At 42.5% G+C, this 16,465-nt stretch carries 17 protein-coding genes and 5 pseudogenes; 8 read left to right on the top strand and 14 right to left on the bottom strand.

Translation table 11 applies throughout. From position 1 onward, the window contains the following. Window positions 1-143: 143 nt before the first annotated feature. Window positions 144-395 carry a glutathione binding-like protein gene (locus ACFE90_RS25405; RefSeq protein WP_375505219.1) on the top strand — a complete coding sequence of 84 codons (252 nt, stop codon included), beginning with the start codon at window positions 144-146 and terminating at the stop codon, window positions 393-395. Between the two features lie 233 nt (window positions 396-628). On the opposite strand, the gene ybaK is transcribed toward ACFE90_RS25405, so the two are convergent. Continuing rightward, on the bottom strand, window positions 629-1,099 hold the full coding sequence (gene ybaK / locus ACFE90_RS25400) for a Cys-tRNA(Pro) deacylase (protein WP_375505218.1): 471 nt from the start codon (window positions 1,097-1,099) through the stop codon (window positions 629-631). 80 nt (window positions 1,100-1,179) lie between these two features. On the opposite strand from ybaK, the pseudogene ACFE90_RS25395 reads away from it, so the two are divergent. Then, window positions 1,180-2,255: pseudogene (locus tag ACFE90_RS25395) on the top strand (IS630 family transposase). A gap of 43 nt (window positions 2,256-2,298) precedes the next feature. Further along, complete coding sequence (locus ACFE90_RS25390; protein ID WP_375505217.1) at window positions 2,299-3,237, top strand: GIY-YIG nuclease family protein; 939 nt, start codon at window positions 2,299-2,301, stop codon at window positions 3,235-3,237. A 37-nt stretch (window positions 3,238-3,274) separates the two neighbouring features. Here the strand turns inward: ACFE90_RS25390 and ACFE90_RS25385 are convergent, their stop codons facing one another. Further along, window positions 3,275-3,556 (bottom strand): hypothetical protein, encoded by a 282-nt coding sequence (locus ACFE90_RS25385; protein ID WP_375505216.1) that lies wholly within the window; start codon window positions 3,554-3,556, stop codon window positions 3,275-3,277. A 207-nt stretch (window positions 3,557-3,763) separates the two neighbouring features. Here ACFE90_RS25385 and ACFE90_RS25380 point away from each other — a divergent pair, with 207 nt between their 5' ends. Then, entirely contained in the window at window positions 3,764-4,201 is a 438-nt protein-coding gene (locus ACFE90_RS25380; RefSeq protein WP_375505215.1) for a hypothetical protein, read from the top strand. A gap of 93 nt (window positions 4,202-4,294) precedes the next feature. Here the strand turns inward: ACFE90_RS25380 and ACFE90_RS25375 are convergent, their stop codons facing one another. The 5 genes from ACFE90_RS25375 to ACFE90_RS25355 all read right to left on the bottom strand — a co-directional run bounded on the left by ACFE90_RS25375 (window position 4,295) and on the right by ACFE90_RS25355 (window position 6,806). Then, window positions 4,295-4,606 (bottom strand): YciI family protein, encoded by a 312-nt coding sequence (locus ACFE90_RS25375; RefSeq protein WP_375505214.1) that lies wholly within the window; start codon window positions 4,604-4,606, stop codon window positions 4,295-4,297. Between the two features lie 212 nt (window positions 4,607-4,818). Then, window positions 4,819-5,613 carry a peroxiredoxin-like family protein gene (locus ACFE90_RS25370; RefSeq protein WP_375505213.1) on the bottom strand — a complete coding sequence of 265 codons (795 nt, stop codon included), beginning with the start codon at window positions 5,611-5,613 and terminating at the stop codon, window positions 4,819-4,821. A gap of 32 nt (window positions 5,614-5,645) precedes the next feature. After that, window positions 5,646-6,002 carry a hypothetical protein gene (locus tag ACFE90_RS25365; protein WP_375505212.1) on the bottom strand — a complete coding sequence of 119 codons (357 nt, stop codon included), beginning with the start codon at window positions 6,000-6,002 and terminating at the stop codon, window positions 5,646-5,648. A 74-nt stretch (window positions 6,003-6,076) separates the two neighbouring features. Next, window positions 6,077-6,334: a DUF5674 family protein gene (locus ACFE90_RS25360; protein WP_375505211.1), complete on the bottom strand. Its 258-nt coding sequence runs from the start codon at window positions 6,332-6,334 to the stop codon at window positions 6,077-6,079. A gap of 85 nt (window positions 6,335-6,419) precedes the next feature. Continuing rightward, window positions 6,420-6,806, bottom strand: coding sequence for a hypothetical protein (locus ACFE90_RS25355; RefSeq protein WP_375505210.1), 387 nt, complete (start codon window positions 6,804-6,806; stop codon window positions 6,420-6,422). A 453-nt stretch (window positions 6,807-7,259) separates the two neighbouring features. Between ACFE90_RS25355 and ACFE90_RS25350 the strand changes: the two are divergent. Beyond that, window positions 7,260-8,726, top strand: a pseudogene (locus tag ACFE90_RS25350) (ISLre2 family transposase). Window positions 8,727-9,131: 405 nt separating this feature from the next. Here ACFE90_RS25350 and ACFE90_RS25345 read toward each other — a convergent pair. From ACFE90_RS25345 to ACFE90_RS25335, 3 genes are all read right to left on the bottom strand, one after another. After that, complete coding sequence (locus ACFE90_RS25345; protein ID WP_375505209.1) at window positions 9,132-9,458, bottom strand: SDR family NAD(P)-dependent oxidoreductase; 327 nt, start codon at window positions 9,456-9,458, stop codon at window positions 9,132-9,134. Window positions 9,459-9,641: 183 nt separating this feature from the next. Then, complete coding sequence (locus ACFE90_RS25340; protein WP_375505208.1) at window positions 9,642-10,442, bottom strand: SDR family NAD(P)-dependent oxidoreductase; 801 nt, start codon at window positions 10,440-10,442, stop codon at window positions 9,642-9,644. A 493-nt stretch (window positions 10,443-10,935) separates the two neighbouring features. Further along, window positions 10,936-11,859: a helix-turn-helix domain-containing protein gene (locus ACFE90_RS25335; protein WP_375505207.1), complete on the bottom strand. Its 924-nt coding sequence runs from the start codon at window positions 11,857-11,859 to the stop codon at window positions 10,936-10,938. A 20-nt stretch (window positions 11,860-11,879) separates the two neighbouring features. Between ACFE90_RS25335 and ACFE90_RS25330 the strand changes: the two are divergent. Beyond that, window positions 11,880-12,137 (top strand): annotated as a pseudogene (locus ACFE90_RS25330) (DDE-type integrase/transposase/recombinase); the annotation flags it as partial. Between the two features lie 312 nt (window positions 12,138-12,449). Here the strand turns inward: ACFE90_RS25330 and ACFE90_RS25325 are convergent. Further along, window positions 12,450-13,121, bottom strand: a complete 672-nt coding sequence (locus ACFE90_RS25325) for a DJ-1/PfpI family protein (RefSeq protein WP_375505206.1) — start codon at window positions 13,119-13,121, stop codon at window positions 12,450-12,452. Window positions 13,122-13,282: 161 nt separating this feature from the next. On the opposite strand from ACFE90_RS25325, the gene ACFE90_RS25320 reads away from it, so the two are divergent. Together ACFE90_RS25320 and ACFE90_RS25315 are read left to right on the top strand one after the other, a co-directional pair. Continuing rightward, entirely contained in the window at window positions 13,283-13,903 is a 621-nt protein-coding gene (locus tag ACFE90_RS25320; protein ID WP_375505205.1) for a TetR/AcrR family transcriptional regulator, read from the top strand. A gap of 233 nt (window positions 13,904-14,136) precedes the next feature. After that, a pseudogene (locus ACFE90_RS25315) lies at window positions 14,137-14,355 on the top strand (ISAzo13 family transposase); the annotation flags it as partial. Here the strand turns inward: ACFE90_RS25315 and ACFE90_RS25310 are convergent. The 3 genes and pseudogenes from ACFE90_RS25310 to ACFE90_RS25300 all read right to left on the bottom strand — a co-directional run. After that, window positions 14,323-14,511, bottom strand: coding sequence for a hypothetical protein (locus ACFE90_RS25310; protein WP_375505220.1), 189 nt, complete (start codon window positions 14,509-14,511; stop codon window positions 14,323-14,325). The pseudogene ACFE90_RS25315 and the gene ACFE90_RS25310 sit on opposite strands and share 33 nt — an antisense overlap. After that, complete coding sequence (locus ACFE90_RS25305; protein ID WP_375497207.1) at window positions 14,508-14,672, bottom strand: glycosyltransferase; 165 nt, start codon at window positions 14,670-14,672, stop codon at window positions 14,508-14,510. Before ACFE90_RS25305 ends, ACFE90_RS25310 begins: the two co-directional genes overlap by 4 nt. Window positions 14,673-15,399: 727 nt before the next feature. Then, window positions 15,400-16,086 (bottom strand): annotated as a pseudogene (locus ACFE90_RS25300) (PaO family protein); the annotation flags it as partial. Window positions 16,087-16,465: the final 379 nt, after the last annotated feature.

The raw sequence follows: 16,465 nt of genomic DNA, 5'->3' as shown, positions 1-16,465 counted from the left end.
GAGGATGTTGACAGATTATATAATAAAATAGCTATACATTGACCTGCTAAAACCAGGGAGCGACGCGATTTTGTGAGATTGGATAAAAAAGGTGCGATGCCTTCGGCGGGCTACGCCTACGCTAATAAATATACTTCAGTAGAATGATAAGTACACCTATCGATTTAGAAAGCACACAGCAAAAGCCAAGGCATACACTTAAGGTGATAGACAAGCATCTTCTGAATCGAGACTGGCTAGAGACAAATCACTCAACGATCGCAGATGTTGCCTGCTATCCCTATATCGAACTTGCCAGTGATGCCCAAATTGCTCTTGAGGCATATCCGCAAGTGAGCGCTTGGGTTACTCGCATCAAGCAGCTTCCTCTTTACGTCACAATGCCTGGATTCTAAAGTTCTATGTCTGCATTTGTTGCAAAGAGCAATTGCTATCTTTTCAAGCTGTGGACTAACTGTTTAAGAACCTTGTTAAAGCTGGCGAAAGTCTCAGCCTTTTGGATTTAATTAGAGTATAGTACTAGTCCTTTCAAGGTGTTGTGTGATTGGCAGATTTAGCACTAACAAAGTGGCTTGCTAGAATTTGATATCTTACATTTCATCTGCCTCATAATCCCTTTAGATTCCCCTTAATTTTGTACAATTGCTCCCAAAGTGCCATTGACCGCACGTAAATAGTCAGATGGCGATAGCAGAAGCAGCCTACCTCGCATTCCACCAGAAACAGTGATCTGCTCAAATAGAGTTGCCGTCTCATCAAGGTAAACGGGATAGTCTTTTTTGCTAGCTAAAGCTGTCACACCCCCACGGATGTATCCTGTTAGTGGCTGGACTTCCTTCAGGGCAACTGTCTCAACTTTGCGGTTTCCTGAAATCCGCGCCAAAGCTTTTAAATCTAACTGAGCATTTCCTGGCACAACAGCAAAACAGATACCTGTTGTGTCACCTCTGACTACTAGAGTCTTAAAAACTTGCTCTGCGGGAAGTCCTACTTTCTGGGCTGTACTTTCAGCAGCCAGATCGTCAGGATCTACTTCATAGCTCAGGATTTGGTAGGGAATACCTAGTTTGTCCAGTAGTCGAGCAGCATTAGTTTTCATTTAAGTAGAACGGCGTGAAAAAACCAAACTATGTAAAGATAAATAAATACGGAGAATGTATCTACTGAGGTAAGTAAGATATGGGTGCTCGTATAAGGGTATTCCTAACTCGTGAACAAGATAAAAGCCTGTTAAACCTAAGAACTGCGGATGTACCACAGAAAGTTAAAGACCGAGCAGAGGTCGTTAGGCTAAATGCACATGGCTGGTACGTCGAAAAAATAGCTGCCCATTTTAATTGGACTCCTCAAACAGTAAGAGAGGTTTTGCATAAATGGCAAAAGCTAGGTCTAGAGAGCTTTTGGGAGTTGCCAGGTCGAGGGGGAAAATCGAAATATCAGGAAGAGGACATAGTTTTTTTGGAAGAATGTCTCAAAAAAGAACCACGTACATACAACAGTGTTCAATTAGCCCAAAAATTAGAAAGCGTAGGCGCAGCCCGCCACAGGCATCGCTCAGTTAAATTAAGTCCCGATAGATTAAGACGGGTGCTTAAAAAAAGGGGGTCATTTGGAAGCGAGTCAGGAAGAGCCATAAAGGAAAGCAAGATCCTGTAATACGGGAAAAAAAGCAAGCAGACTTAGACATGTTGGAATTAGCTGCTGCTACCGGAGAAATAGACCTAAAATATTTGGACGAATCAGGGTTCTGTGCATGGAGCGAGCCTAGTTACAGCTATTACCAACGAGGTGAGCAAAAACGCTTAGAACAGACGAAGCATCGGGGTCGAAGATTAAGCATTATTGGGTTTTTTCAACCTCTAATTAGTTTTGTTTACGGTTTGGTGATTGGGGGTGTTAATCGCAAGTCCTATATCCAGATGATGGAGCAAGAAGCTCGTGAAGCCTCTGAACTAGGATGCATCAGGGTAATCGTGCAAGACAATGGTCCAATACATCGATGCCAAGAAGTCCAACAGATGTGGTCAAAGTGGGAACACATGGGCAAATACATCTTTTTTCTGCCCAAATATAGCTCCGAAATGAACCCAATAGAATTGGAGTGGCAGCACCTCAAAAAGGATGAACTAGCAGGACGGATCTTTGATGATGAGTTAGATATTGCTTACGCAGTAATTGATGGTGTTCAAGCTAGAGGGGAAAGAGGAAATTACAGGGTACAACGTATTAAGTTTAACTCTACTCGCTCTGGTTAAGTTTTCGTTACATACTTGTAATTTTTCCCGCCGACTTACTTAAGTGTTAGAAAATTTTAAAGACTTACCCTATTTAAGGTTAGTAGATAAACAAAAATTAACAGAAGTCTCTGCAATCTATTTCGCTGTAGCTCGCGATCAAGTTCTCTACATTGGTCAAGCAGTAAATCTTAGAAGCCGTTGGCTAAATCATCATCGTTTACCACAATTAGAAGCAATTAATCGTCGGTATGAAGTCAAGCTATTTTGGTTAATTTGCTTACCAATTCAGCTTAATGAACTAGAACGCCAGTATATACAATACTATTATCCAACTTTAAATCAAAGTAAAGTACCTCAAAAAAAGTTGTTACCTAGCTTTCAAATGCTAACACTGTCGCTCAAAAAATTAAACGAGCGAGTGCTGGTTTTCGGAGTATGCCAGAAGAGTGAAAAACTTCCGCTCAAAACAATAGTTATAGGTTATCTGGCTAACTATACAGAAACTCGGCTTGCAACAACATTAGTTCGGAAGAGTTTGCAAGCTGTAAATAGAAAGCCCAATAGTTTATTTAGATGGATTGAGTACGACCGACTTAAAAATGGCGCTCGTTGGTTAACTAGATGCAATGGTATCGAAACAAGGCTGATTCCTTGGTTTGAAGAACGCATTATGCACAACCCTACTATGTACAGAGTCATGGAAGAGAAGCGTTTTGGAGTTTGGACTTCAATCCCATTAAATGACTATGAAGCAATGAGGCAAGACGTGAAAGCTATGTCATTTACTGAAAGATTGGAATTAGCGCGAAACTCAGAAATTGGCTGGCAATTATTTCCTTTGGAATGTGGTTCGCAGTTGAAAGTTATCAGTGGTGTAGAGCTTCTCTGTCTTACCAGTGAACAGCTAGAAGTATTACTGGATAAGAAGCCCTATATACATGAACAGCATCCAGGTATTTGTGCTATTGATGAAGATCCTATTCCTAAGTTGCTATTTTAATTTTGTATTTTTTGCAAAATTACTACAGCTTTGAAAGCTACATCTCATACCCAAACTCAGACTCCAACAAACTCAGCACTTTCTCTTCCAGTCCAGTCAAATAAGCACGATTCAGCTTCCCCAGGGACTCCAAAAACTTCTGCACCGACTCCTCCAGTCCACTCGAATACACCCAACTGATGCGATCGCTAATCTCCTGAACCTGCTGACACTCCTGGGGCAGGTAGTTGAATGACTTCATGTGGTGCAACCCAATCGTATGTTCGCCATCCCACATTTTTACCGTACAACTGAAATCATTCACTGCGCTGACAATCACCCAACAGCCACCCTTACCTCTCAGTTCGGGATTGTCTTTAGCAAGGATTTAGCAAACAGAAACTCAGCTTAATCTCAGTAGGAGCTTGCTTGGCTACCAGTTAGCAATCTTGAGGGTATTATACTGAATAACAAGTAAATAAATATACTAATGTATTATTGCAATTTGAGATAGTAAAGTATTTAATAGATTATTAAAACAAAGCTAATGAAAAAACTATTTGTAACTATTAATATTTTGGTGTCTTTATTACCTCTAACTGCTGTAGCTAGCAACAGAAATGACGATTTGTCATTTTTTGAGAGCAATAACAATTTGATTATCGCACTGGATAACAAGACTAATACTGCCTGTTCTTTCAATACAAAGACTAATTCAGTCGTTAAGATGTCTGGCGTTAAGTTTACTAATACCCGAATGGTTGGGGCTTCTTACTGGTGGGGAAAACTTGGTGGCAACTTGAACCATTTTCTTAATCCTAAAACATTAAAAGTTAGCGAAATTAAAGGTAAATGGAGCGACAGCAATGTAATGTTAATCAAGATACAACATTACAAAGACTACGGTGCTTACACTGAAAGCCTTGGTGCAACCTGTGTTAAAGAAGGAGGGTTAAACGAAGTCGCTAAGAAGATGAGAAGGTAACTTAGCTTATATTTAATCTCAATTATTATAATTTTCTACTGTGCATTTATCTGCTTATATCCAAGTAATTTAGCAATTGTTGCTTCTACTTATTCACACGGGAGCAAACCGATCGCGTCCAATGTGAACTTCCCACTCCACAACTCTAGCAGAGTCCGCTAGCATCCCATCTCGCACACGAGGACTACTGTTTACTATAGATTGAGCCTGTTCAAGATTATGCGCCTGGATTACCCAAAGCCCAGTTCCATCATGGGGAAAAAACGGCCCACAGCACAGTAGTGTTCCTTTCTCGTATTGCTCATTAAACCAAGCAAGTTGATCAAGATCATGCTCTGGGTGAGCTAATTTATAATCGTAATACTCTGGAACGGTTGCAACCACAACGGCAAAAAGTTTAGACATAATGCTCTAGTTGGTGATTTGAGATGATGTTCAGATTGTATGACCCAAAAACAAGAAATACTTTTGTGTCATGAAATAGCGGCAGTATGAACGCCAGTGTAGGTTCAAAGATCCGGTTAACTCTGCCCTAATCTACAATCCCACATTCTCACGGTACAACTGAACTCATTCACTACGCTGACAATTCTCTAACAGCCACCCTTGCCCATTAATTACTTATACAAAAAAGATAAGGGATTGCTCATATTTTCAGCAAAACCAAGAATCCCGCGATCGCGATGTTCGTAAATTAACTGACCTTGGGAATCAAATAGAAAAGTGCCTCCCCGTTGTGTCAAATAAGATGAATCTGGTACATAAATATTCCAGTTTTTCAAAACTTCAGTCATGTTTCGCAGGCGCAGGGTTGCTAATTCAAATGGGCGCTGAAAACCTTTTCCTCCAGCCGCTTTGAAAAACGAACCTTTTATTGCTGGTAAAGGTGTACCCTTGATAACTTCCTCATCAGCAATTAATTGAGGTGCTTTTTTATCACCTTTGTAACCTCGAAAAACTTCCTTGAGAGTTCCAGGGCTACGAATTCCTGCACACATTAAGATTAAATTAAGCCAAGCTTTTTGTGAACTTGATAGCAAAGGAAATTGTATAGATAAGCCGCGATAAAGCCGTAAAAGCTCGTGAATTTCAGCCTTTGCATCCACAAATAACCATTCTTGAGGAAAGCCAGTATATTCGCAAAACTTGATCCCAGAATTGCGGTTTCCAATTCCAATAGCACGAATTGTGATTCCTCTGGCTTCAATCTCTTCAAATTCTCTTCGCAGCCACCAAGCGTATTCTAAATTATCAAAATCTCCCAACTGCGACCAAATAAGTACGAGCAACTTTGAAGTATTTGAGCAACCATCTAAAACGGGTTTAATCTCTCCATCACTAACTTGCAAGCGTTGAGTTTGACTCAAAATTGAGTAAATATCTGGAGAATTGGTGGGTGTTTCAGTATTCATGTACGTGAAGGCAACAGTCTTTAAATAAAATTTTAGATGGATTCGGACAGCAACCCTGACATATCTAATACTCGTCCTGACCAAATATTACATTGTTCTGACATTTGCCTCTGTTTACTATCATCAGACCAAATACTATTAAAAGTTAATCTCCATCGTGCCAGTTGAACTTGAATGTTAACCAGTTCTTCAGCATATTCAGGTTCAATTTCTGCTGCCGTCCATTCAATAAAACATATAGTTTCATCTGTCACACTTTCAACAGCTTCTTTATAAGCGCAGTTACAAAATGTTCTAATCCTTGCTAAATTGGAAGCTATGTGTCCTAAGCGAATTGATATATTTTCACTTTGAAAATGCACTTGTATTTTATCTAAATTCTGGTTCATATCCCCCAATTAACTCCTGAGTTATTTTTTTAACACGTTCTTTAATGGCTGGGTCTTGAATTAACATTGAGCGATTATTTTGACGCTTGACGAATGTTAATAATCGATTCATAAGCTATCGATTGGTCAAAGGGAGTCCAATCCGCACCCCAGATATCTCGCTGTCTACTACCGTCTTCAAGCAATGCTGCTTCAGATTCAGCGTGTTTCTCTCCGACTCCAGCTAAAATCCCTCTTTCTATATCTACTGCCACTTTAATGTAAACTCGCAAGGTTTGCAGCATTAACTCCACTTGTTCGAGAGTGGCTCTTTCCCTAATAATCAGTACCAAAATCTCACCCCTACCTGTATAAATGCACAAGTCAAAATTCTACTTTGTAGAATCCCTTGAATCCCAAAATTAATTACTTGCACCATTATGGTATGATTTCCAACTCCAGAAGACTCAACAATTTCTCTTCCAAATCGGTCAAATAAGCACGGTTCAGCTTTCCTAGCGACTCCAAAAACCTCTGCACCGATTCCTCCAGCCCACTCGAATACACCCGATTGATGCGATCGCAAATCACCTGCATCTGCTCACACTCGGCAGGCAGGTAATTGTAAGACTTAAGGTGCTGCAAACCAACGGTGTACTCCCCATCCCACATTCTCACACTGCAACTAAAGTCATTCACTACGCTGACAATTACCCAACAGCCACCTTTGCCTCTCAGTTCGGGGTTATCCTTAACTAGGATTTGGCAGACTTCGTTGATTTGGTAGGTGTTCGGTACTTTCGTTCTCTCGATGATGTGCTGCACAACATCTTTGACAATGCGATGAGATGGTACTTTCCCATGGGAGCAATGCGATTTTGTGGGATGATTCCAAATTGGGTGCGATCGCAGGGTAAACGCATCATGTCAACAAGATCCTCTAATTCTCAACAAGCTCAAAATAGTCGCATTAGTCAATGCTTATTGACAAGGATTTAGGCGATCGCTTTGAACCTGTGAAAATAAATCAAACGATAAATGCTGATTTTTCGTTGATTCTTAACCTCCGTTGTCAGCAAGTATAATTTAGATGTGTTTGCCCTAAGTACGTTCGCTAATTACATTCTCAGTATAAAAAATATTAATAACAATAGTTAACGTAATAATACTTAGATAAGACAACTCACTAAGAAGGAGCGTTCAGTCTTTTTTTGTAGCCCTAAAAAAAGGTAGAATTCCTGAGTACCAATACTTTTGAAACAGGAAGCATATACCTTTATGGAAAAATATATCTATGCAAATTTTAATTTAAATCTTTCATTATTAGATTTTCAAGGGCATATTACGGAACTTTTAGATTTGACAAATATCGAGGAATGGGATGGAGAAGTTCTTAAAGAAAGAGAAGAAAAAATTAGACAAGCTGCGTTAGTTTTAGCAGGTCAATGCATAGCTATATTATTCTATAATCTATCTCAATAAGAGTTGGGTAATCAAACAGCCATTACTCAAACAAAAGGGTGGTGGCATCCCAAAACACAGAAACACGATTATAGAAAACGAGAAATATTAACTATTGGAAATGTTTTAATGACTCTCAAATTATTATACGTGGTAAAAAGAACAGAAAAAATAAAGGAGAAAAATAAATCCCGAAATCAAGGATTTTATCCCTTTTTAAAATGGTTGGGAATGTCAGAAGGATTGACACCATTAGTTTGGTCAACTATCGCTCAATATGGCGCGATTGCTAGTTCGTTTGAAGCTTCACATACAATCCTCATCAGTTGGGGAATTAATCTTAGTTTAAGACGAATTGAACGATTAACATATAAATTTGGTCAGATTGGTATAAACTTACGCCAGTCTAAAATATTGAACCTACAACAGGGGAAATTACCTAATGGGAATATCCTTAAAGATCAGAGAGTTGTAATTGCCGTAAATGGCGGTAGGAGTAAAATTCGGATTAACAAAAAAGGTAGGAAAAATTCCAAAACAAATCGACATGGGTATATTGGGGAATGGGTTGAGCCAAAATTATTAACAATTTATGTAGTTGATGAACAGGGGAAAAAAGTTAAAACTAATGAAATACCTATTACTAATGATGGTACTTATGAAGACTATAAAGGCTTTTTACCAATTTTAGAAATGTATCTGGTTAGTTTGGGAATTAGTCAAGCGAAACAAGTTCTATTAATTGCAGATGGTGCTGAATGGATTTGGAAGCATATTCCTCCCCTACTAGAAAAGTTGAAATCTCCATCTGCAACTTATCAATTATTTGATTTTTATCATGTTACTGAGCATTTACAAAAGTTTGCTGATGTGGCTTTTAGTGAAAGTAGCGAGCAGAAAAATTGGTTTATTAAAGCACGAAAAACTTTAAAAAAAGGTAATGCCATGACCATAATTAGGCAGATGGATGAATTTATCTCGCTTGCTACAGGAGAGCGTTGTAAAACTATGGTAATCCAGAGAAATTACCTTTTGCGTGCATATCGTGAAGGGCGTTTAAATTCTGCTCGAATTTCTACCCAAAAACTACCCATTGGTAGTGGGGCTATTGAAAGTTTAATCCGGCAAGTGGTCAATTTAAGAATAAAGGGAAATAGTAAATTTTGGTTACAAGATAATGCAGAAATTATCCTACATCTGCGATGTCAATGGATGGCTGAAAGTTGGAATAACTTTTGTCATTCCATCTTCACGTCTTTCATCAATCCTCAAGCATTTGGCTAAATTTTATACCTGAAACTCTGGCTAAAAATTTTTATTGTAATAATAATTACTCCTCTTCCTATCTGTTGACGTAGATAGTTGAGTTAAATAAGCTTCAAGTGCTTGACTAGAATTTATCTTTTTGAGATATCTCAAAAAGATAAATTCTAGTACAAATTCTTTAATTAAAAGTTATTTAAATGACTTTTAGTCTCAGTGTGGAGATTAGCGATCGCACCCAATTTGGAATCATCCCACAAAATCGTATTGCTCCCCTTAAAATAGTACTAATATACCCATAATTAGCGAAAATCATCCTAAAATGGTGGTCAGAGCAAACGAAATGCTACAAATCACCGTATTTGTGACTTAGACGCAACGAAGGAATGGCTACGTCTCGACTCACTCGACTACATCGTTGAGTGTCTAAAGGCGTGCGAAAGCTTCCAGATGCTGGCTCCTTTGCGAGAGATATTCGTCCAGACGACCTGCGAACCGCCCGTCGAAGGCTCCGTCGATCTGTGCAATCAAGGCTGCCGGCCCGTCGTGGAGGTTGAGGTCTGCTCCAATCATCTCAGCGCTGCCACCGGCTTCTTGAATCTCGGCGACCACCGCTGCTGCGCCTTCACGACCAGAACTGTAATGCACGAGAATGCTGGCACCGTCTTGCGCCAAACGTTTGGCGACGGCAGATCCGATGCTCCCGGAAGCACCGGTGACAAGGGCGAGTTTGTTTTCGAGTGGAAGAGGCATGAAGAATCCGACGTTGGGTTATTGAGCTGAAGCTAAGTAATGATAGAAGTAGATGTGCAAAGTTGCTCCACTGCACGCTGTAGGAGGCGTTGCACATACCGAGATTCATCTAGTTCTTCGAGCGATACATGAAGCGAGAGATTTCCTGATCGAGCAACCCTGTAATAGTACTCTACGTCCGAATCAGTTCACCGTGGGCATCATGCCACCATCGACACGTAGGTTAGTGCCAGTGATGTAGTCAGCTAGCGGACTGGCGAGGAACGCTACGGCGTTGGCAATGTCCGTTGGCGAGCCGAGCCGACCTACAGGCAAGTGAGTTTCCTTGACGTAGGATGCCTCAAACTCGTTGAAGTCGTATTTTTGACCCTGCGCCTCCATCATCTCCTTTGTTCCCGCCTCCATGCCTGGCGTGCGGATCGGACCAGGACTGACGGCGTTGCTCGTGACACCAGTGCCAGCAAGTGCCTTCGCCAGCGAAACTGCCTGCTCGATATTGACCATCTTTGTCGCCCCGTAGTTAGCAACGGAAGGCTGCGGCATGGGACCAAGAAAGCTGCCGAGCATGATCACTCGACCCCAGTCGCGTTCCTTCATAGTGGGCACCAATCTCGTGACCAAACGCACCACCGACGCGACGTTCACGTTGTAGAGCGAGTTCCATTCGTCCGCAGTGGTTTCCAGCCAATCCTTCATCGGGAACGCCCCGGCGTTGTTGACCAAGATGTCGATGCCGCCAAACGCACAGAGCGATGCCTCAACGACCCTCGCCGCTTCGTCATCGCTGCCCAAGTCGCCAACAGCCACGGCAGCTTTTCCGCCTGCATCCGTGATGGACTGCGCCACGCGCCGCGCTTCGCTTTCGCGCCGACCGTGGATAATCACGCTTGCGCCCTCAGCGGCAAGCGTCTTGGCGATCTGCTCGCCGATACCGCTCGTGCTGCCAGTGACGAGCGCGCGCTTTTCAGAAAGTTGAAGATCCATACGTACTTGTGATTAGATTGGTTGATGATCGCTACGAAGTGGGACTAGGAGACTTGCTATCATGCACTGCGATGCAAGCCATTCGAGCCGGAACTGTGGGGTGTGTTGCACAAACTAAGCGCTCAAACAGCAAGCGGCTTGACATTTGACTACGGTATCTTCCCTTTAGAAAGCTTCTGAAGCACCGGAACGTAAGAATCCTCTCCGACGCGCCGACATTCTATTGGGTTAGATAGAAATGCTTGGTTCATAGATTACAACAATCGTGTAGTTACTTTCTGTAAGTCTCGCTGCTCAATTACTGAGATTGCTTCATAAAACACTTGATAAACATCGCACTGAAAAAACACTGTACACAGCGTTGAAACGTAGGCAACGATAAATCTGAAGGCTTTTAATGACACCAGCAAAGCGACCTACCAGTCAGACTATAGCGGAAATAAAAAGTTATTTCGCTCGGTTTCTTGCGATCGGCTTCGGGATCTTGCTGCTTTTAGCGACTCTGCCGAAAGGTAGTCGGAGATGCGCTCGTTAAGCGTTTGAACTGCGTGGCAAAATGACTGGGGCTGCTGTAGCCCACTGCAATAGCAACATCAAGGACACTCAACGCGGTTTGCCTCAAGAGGCGTTGTGCAGCTTCAATACGCTGGCGAGTAACGTACTGATTTGGACTTTCGCCTGTGGATTGTTTGAATAGCCGTGCAAAATGATAAGTGCTGATGCCCGCCTGCTGCGCTAAATCCTCTAGGGATAAATTGGTGTTCAAATGTGCCTGCACGTAGTCCGTCACGCGGCGGAGTCGAGATGGGGACAGTTTGCCGCGATAGTCTTGAACCCGATGCTGAACGCGGCAATGCTGGCGCAAGAGATGAACCGCTAAGAGTTGAGCAGCAGATTCAACATAGAGCTGACTGCCCAGCCCACCTTGTTCAAGTTCCTGTTTCAGCATTAAACCAACTTGCTCAATGCTCGGATCATGAATCCCTGAGCGCTCGATCAGTTGCAGGTGAGCAGCATCAATGTCAGCAACTTCTATCCCGACTTGAGCCAGAAAGCGAGCACTAAGGTGCAGTTCAACGGTTACAACTGGCTCAGACGATTGACTGTTCCAGCGCAGTTCAGTCGGTCGATCGCGCGGCGGGGTAAGGAAAAGCTGACCGGGTTGGAGTTGCGCCGCTCTCCAGGCTCCTCCGAATTCTCGCGCCTCAACGCAAGTTGAATTACTCAGTTGCAGAACGATGTGCGGATCGGGAACAGCAGGCACGACTAGATGTTCACCCCTTGGAGGGTGCTGATAAGTACGAACGATCAGATGTTGCCAGCCTTTATCAATGCTCGATCGAATTGGTTTTGAGGCCGCGTAGTCCTCGAATGCTAGGGTAGACGTTTGCGCTGGAACCTGCTGTTGGTCTGTCATCAAGATTACATTGAGTAGGAAAAACAGTGGACTCGGAAGGGAACGTGCTGGATGTCTTGCTGCAACGGCGGCGAGACTCGAATATGGCAAAACGATTCTTTCGCAAACTGTTGAAGAAACAAGGCTTTGTACCACGGGTCCTCGTGACGGATAAATTGAAGAGTTACGAAGCGGCGAAGAAACAGGTGATGTCAAGCGTGGAACATCGAGCGCACGAGGGATTAAACAATCGAGCGGAGAACTCGCATCAACCCACTCGAACACGAGAGCGACGAATGTGACGATTCAAATCTCCAGGGCAAGCCCAACGATTTCTCTCAGCATCTGAACCAATTTGAGATCACTTCCATCCAAAGCAACATTAACTGACTACTAAACGCTACCGCCAACAGATGAACCAGCGCTTTGAGGATTGGTGAGAAGTAGCTGAGCTGAATTCTGCCGCATAGTCCGGCACACCTGCCGCTTCAGGAATGATAGTGCTTGATTTTGAACGGTTCCGGTTAAGTTGACAATGCCCGTTTACTGCTTTTAGTGGAATACGCGCGGGAGCGTTTCTCGATCATGGACTTTTAGCAGAAGACTTTAGTTTATAAAACAGCGGGAGTAGGTACAGATCCGCCGACCCCAAACGCTTGCGAAACCCTGCCCTTCGCTAGATCGAGCGTCGTAGCATCGGCAAGTTCAGGTCGTCCAGTCCCAAACGGTGGCTGTGGGGCATATTCTATCACGAGTTCGAGCAGTCGCCCAGTCTCATCACCGGCCCAGAGTGCAGCAATGGCAATTCCAAAGTCAATGCCAGAGCTTATCCCACCACCTGTCAGCCGATTGCGATCAATGCAGACGCGCTCGTCAGAAATAGTCGCACCGAAGCGCGGTAAATGTTCGCGGGCACCCCAATGGGTGGCAGCACGATAGCCTTCAAGTAACCCTGCTGCGCCTAGTATGATACTCCCAGTACACACACCCGCCACCCATTTTGCTTGAGCACCAATCGTGGCAAGATAGTTCGTTACCTCCGGATCGTCAGCGACAGCAAAAATTGCCGTGCCCGCCCCAGGCACAAAGAGCACATCAGGATCTTGCCAGGATGAATGAAGATCGTGTGTCGCTTCAATTGTCAGACCGCAATCAGTACGGACATTTCCCACTGTTTTGCCAACAAACTGAACTTCATTACCTGGCATAAATGCCCATGCTTGGATCGGACCAACTAGATCGAGCAGGGTCATGCCATCGTAAACAAAAGCAAGGATACGCATAGTTTAAACCTTCTCAGATAATATTTTTTTCAGGATGCTACCGTTAGTATTACAACCCTTCCAAAGATGATTTTTCTTGATCGGTTGATTTTTTGACTGAACCGCTCTTAAATGAAAATAACACGGCTTTAAACATTTTGTTGCGAAGTGATCAAGAAATAATGTCAACTCCAATTCGATCACGTGGACGACCCCGTGGGTTCGATGAGGCGGTAGTGATGCAGGCAATTTTGCTTCAGTTCTGGGACAAAGGATATGAAGATACCTCACTAGACGATCTCGCTGCGGCAACTGGACTCAAACGCGGTAGTCTTTATAGTGCATTTGGCAATAAACAAGCCATGTATTTAGCCGCGATTGATCAATTCGCTGCGACTATGCGAGCAGGATATGCCAGATCGTTTCTCGATAGCGGTAGCATTCGGGAAGGACTGCGCCGATTTTATCATCAAGCGATCACCCTCTATCGCTCGGATGATCGAGCACGCGGCTGTTTGATCTTTTGTACGGCTCCAGCCGCCGCAAATAGCGATCCAGTAATTGCTGATCGGCTGCGTGAAACGATCGCTGGAGCTGAACAGGCGATGACTACCCAGTTGGCAATCGCGTCAGCATCGGGAGAACTCGATCCGCGCGTCGATCCAGCAGTAGTTGGGCAACTAGCGATTGCCGCACTCCATAGTCTGGCACTCCGCGCACGCGCGAATGTACCAGTCGAACAACTTCACGTTTTTGTTAATGGTGTTGTAGCTACCTTGCCCTGGACTTCAAACACTGTCTGATTTTGCACGATTAGTATCGATGGATAATAATCCTTAGAGCTGTTGGGAAATAAGCTTGCTCAGAAGTAGAAGTTTGACGATTTTCCCTTCTGCTATCGAGATTAGGCTGCCATCAAGTAGAAGTTCCATAAGGAGTTATGAAAAAATAAGTTGCGTAAATTGGTCATAGAAAATGAAGTGGTTTCCAATAAATTTTATGCTGGTAGTTGGCGAAAGTAAAAATTGTGGAAATCATGCTCAAACAAGGTTCATCAATAAGCATTAGAGAGAAGTATAGAGAGATAAGTCCTTATTTAAATGAACGAACACGAAGGATTTGGGCAGCGACGGAAGCTTTAGGTTTGGGATACGGAGGGATAACAGCAGTATCAGAGGCAACAGGATTAAGTCACAATACGATTAGGTCAGGGCTTGCAGAATTAGTGCAGACGAATCACCTCACTTCCAATACACGCACCCCAAGCTGATTCCAACTCTTCAAGTAAAAGCTTATCTCCTTCTTCTTTTTTCAACTTTTCTCCCGCAATCAATCGCTGAAGGAGTTTAGATTGCAAAAACTCTTGCATATTTGCAGCGATCGCTGCAAACTTTAAATCGAACTTCCTCACAAATGGTTCAAAGTTCTCATCAGGGCCAGCGTTACTTCATGCCCCGCGCGTTTCAATCCAATAGCCAAAGCGCAGTATGGTTGCAAGTCTCCCCTTGAACCTACTGTTAGGATTGTAATCTTCAGTTTCCGGCTTGGTGCTATAGGTAGACTTTGGCTCAAATCTTTTTCCTGCTGAAAACTCCAGTATCCAAAAATTGTACTAATTTCCTGCGCCTCTGGGCGATAAACCAATACAGTTTAAATCAGCCTGTTTTTTCGTAACTGTTCCCTTGCCTTTACAGAGGAACTTTTTTAACTGAACCACATTGAGCCAATTGCGTAGGCGCAGCCCGTCGTAGACATCGCTGTTGCATTGGTTAATATACAGTCAAAACCAATAAGGGACTTCCAATTAAAAAAATAATCAATCATTGTGTAGGCAGAGGAGCAGGGAGCAGGGGGAAAATAAAAATATCATCTGAATAAATTGAGTATTTTATTCTCTGGAAGTCCCTAACAGTATGCCCCTGTTGAATAAAACCCTCGGTCATCACATAACCTAGATCGAGAGCTTATGCCTGTAATTAAGATGAGCTTAATCATATTTTTCTGGTATTATTACTGTGCGTTCGCTTATTTTGAAAGTCGAAGCGGAATTAAAGGCTTAATGCAAAAGGAAAACGGCTACTTTTAAGTAAATCATTACTTGTAAGTACAATTTATGACCATCATAGAAGGCTCTCAGAGACGATTATTTAAGGCACAGGGATAGGATAAATCATAAAATGGCAAAAGCTCTATGCAAAACAAAAATGCCTGAATCCATTGAATCGCCTGAATTACACGCACTGTAAAGCTTAATTAAATCTTGTATATCAAAAATGAGCGAACGTACAGTTATTAGATTTCAGTTTTTTTCGGGTCGGTTTCGTGGAGGTAAGGTTCGTCCATCATAAAACTGAATAACTAACTTACTTAGTCCGATCCATGCTAGTGCAAAGATTAAGGGAGCTAGAGTTTCAATCACAACTACTACAACTGATGTTGTCTGAAAAAATAAAAAAAGCATTGGAGTCCAAGCCAAAGTAAGTACTGTTGCAACTCCACTCCCAAATCTCAATCGCTCAATAATAGAAAGCGCCGAGCTACAACTGGCACATTTTTCCGTATGAGAATGATACCTCTCCAGCAGCACGGACTTTGCCAATGGGGGAGAAAAAGTCTCTTTGCCAAATGGTTCAGCGTTATATTGGTTTACCCACTGACGCAATTCAAATATAAAACTATCTGCTTTGGTTGGAAGGTAAAAGGCTTTAGTAAAGTTAGGGCTACCTCCTTTAGCTTCAAGATACCTTTCTTGATAGTGGAGAAAAATTTGATCGTCTTCTAAAACACCATTTTGTCCAATGTGGTAATACCAACGCGGTCTGAGCTTAATAAACCAACCTGGAAGTTTATCAGGAAACTTAAAAGGAAAACGTGCAAATACACGACATTCTCCTTTACGTATGGGTGTAGCATAAACAACGGTTAGAATTCTACCACGCTGGGAGTTGATGTCATGCCACATTAAACTTGGAGCGACGAAGGTTGTAGAGGGAGCAATACGATTTTGTGGGATGATTCCAAATTGGGTGCGATCGCTAATCTCCACACTGAGACTAAAAGTCATTTAAATAACTTTTAATTAAAGAATTTGTACTAGAATTTATCTTTTTGAGATATCTCAAAAAGATAAATTCTAGTCAAGCACTTGAAGCTTATTTAACTCAACTATCTACGTCAACAGATAGGAAGAGGAGTAATTATTATTACAATAAAAATTTTTAGCCAGAGTTTCAGGTATAAAATTTAGCCAAATGCTTGAGGATTGATGAAAGACGTGAAGATGGAATGACAAAAGTTATTCCAACTTTTAACAAAAAAAGACTGAACGCTCCTTCTTAGTGAGTTGTCTTATCTAAGTATTATTA

Origin of the sequence: uncultured Nostoc sp. (assembly GCF_964245445.1) — a bacterium.
Classification (GTDB): Bacteria; Cyanobacteriota; Cyanobacteriia; order Cyanobacteriales; family Nostocaceae; genus Nostoc.
Note: the sequence above shows the minus strand (reverse complement) of the source record. Positions and strands in the feature narration are given on the sequence as shown.

What these genes read in the sequence shown, in the direction of transcription:
- ACFE90_RS25405 (WP_375505219.1), top strand. Translation starts at nt 144, where the DNA reads ATGATAAGTACACCTATCGATTTAGAAAGCACACAGCAAAAGCCAAGG.
- ybaK (WP_375505218.1), bottom strand. Translation starts at nt 1,099, where the DNA reads ATGAAAACTAATGCTGCTCGACTACTGGACAAACTAGGTATTCCCTAC.
- ACFE90_RS25380 (WP_375505215.1), top strand. Translation starts at nt 3,764, where the DNA reads ATGAAAAAACTATTTGTAACTATTAATATTTTGGTGTCTTTATTACCT.
- ACFE90_RS25375 (WP_375505214.1), bottom strand. Translation starts at nt 4,606, where the DNA reads ATGTCTAAACTTTTTGCCGTTGTGGTTGCAACCGTTCCAGAGTATTAC.
- ACFE90_RS25370 (WP_375505213.1), bottom strand. Translation starts at nt 5,613, where the DNA reads ATGAATACTGAAACACCCACCAATTCTCCAGATATTTACTCAATTTTG.
- ACFE90_RS25365 (WP_375505212.1), bottom strand. Translation starts at nt 6,002, where the DNA reads ATGAACCAGAATTTAGATAAAATACAAGTGCATTTTCAAAGTGAAAAT.
- ACFE90_RS25345 (WP_375505209.1), bottom strand. Translation starts at nt 9,458, where the DNA reads ATGCCTCTTCCACTCGAAAACAAACTCGCCCTTGTCACCGGTGCTTCC.
- ACFE90_RS25340 (WP_375505208.1), bottom strand. Translation starts at nt 10,442, where the DNA reads ATGGATCTTCAACTTTCTGAAAAGCGCGCGCTCGTCACTGGCAGCACG.
- ACFE90_RS25335 (WP_375505207.1), bottom strand. Translation starts at nt 11,859, where the DNA reads ATGACAGACCAACAGCAGGTTCCAGCGCAAACGTCTACCCTAGCATTC.
- ACFE90_RS25325 (WP_375505206.1), bottom strand. Translation starts at nt 13,121, where the DNA reads ATGCGTATCCTTGCTTTTGTTTACGATGGCATGACCCTGCTCGATCTA.
- ACFE90_RS25320 (WP_375505205.1), top strand. Translation starts at nt 13,283, where the DNA reads ATGTCAACTCCAATTCGATCACGTGGACGACCCCGTGGGTTCGATGAG.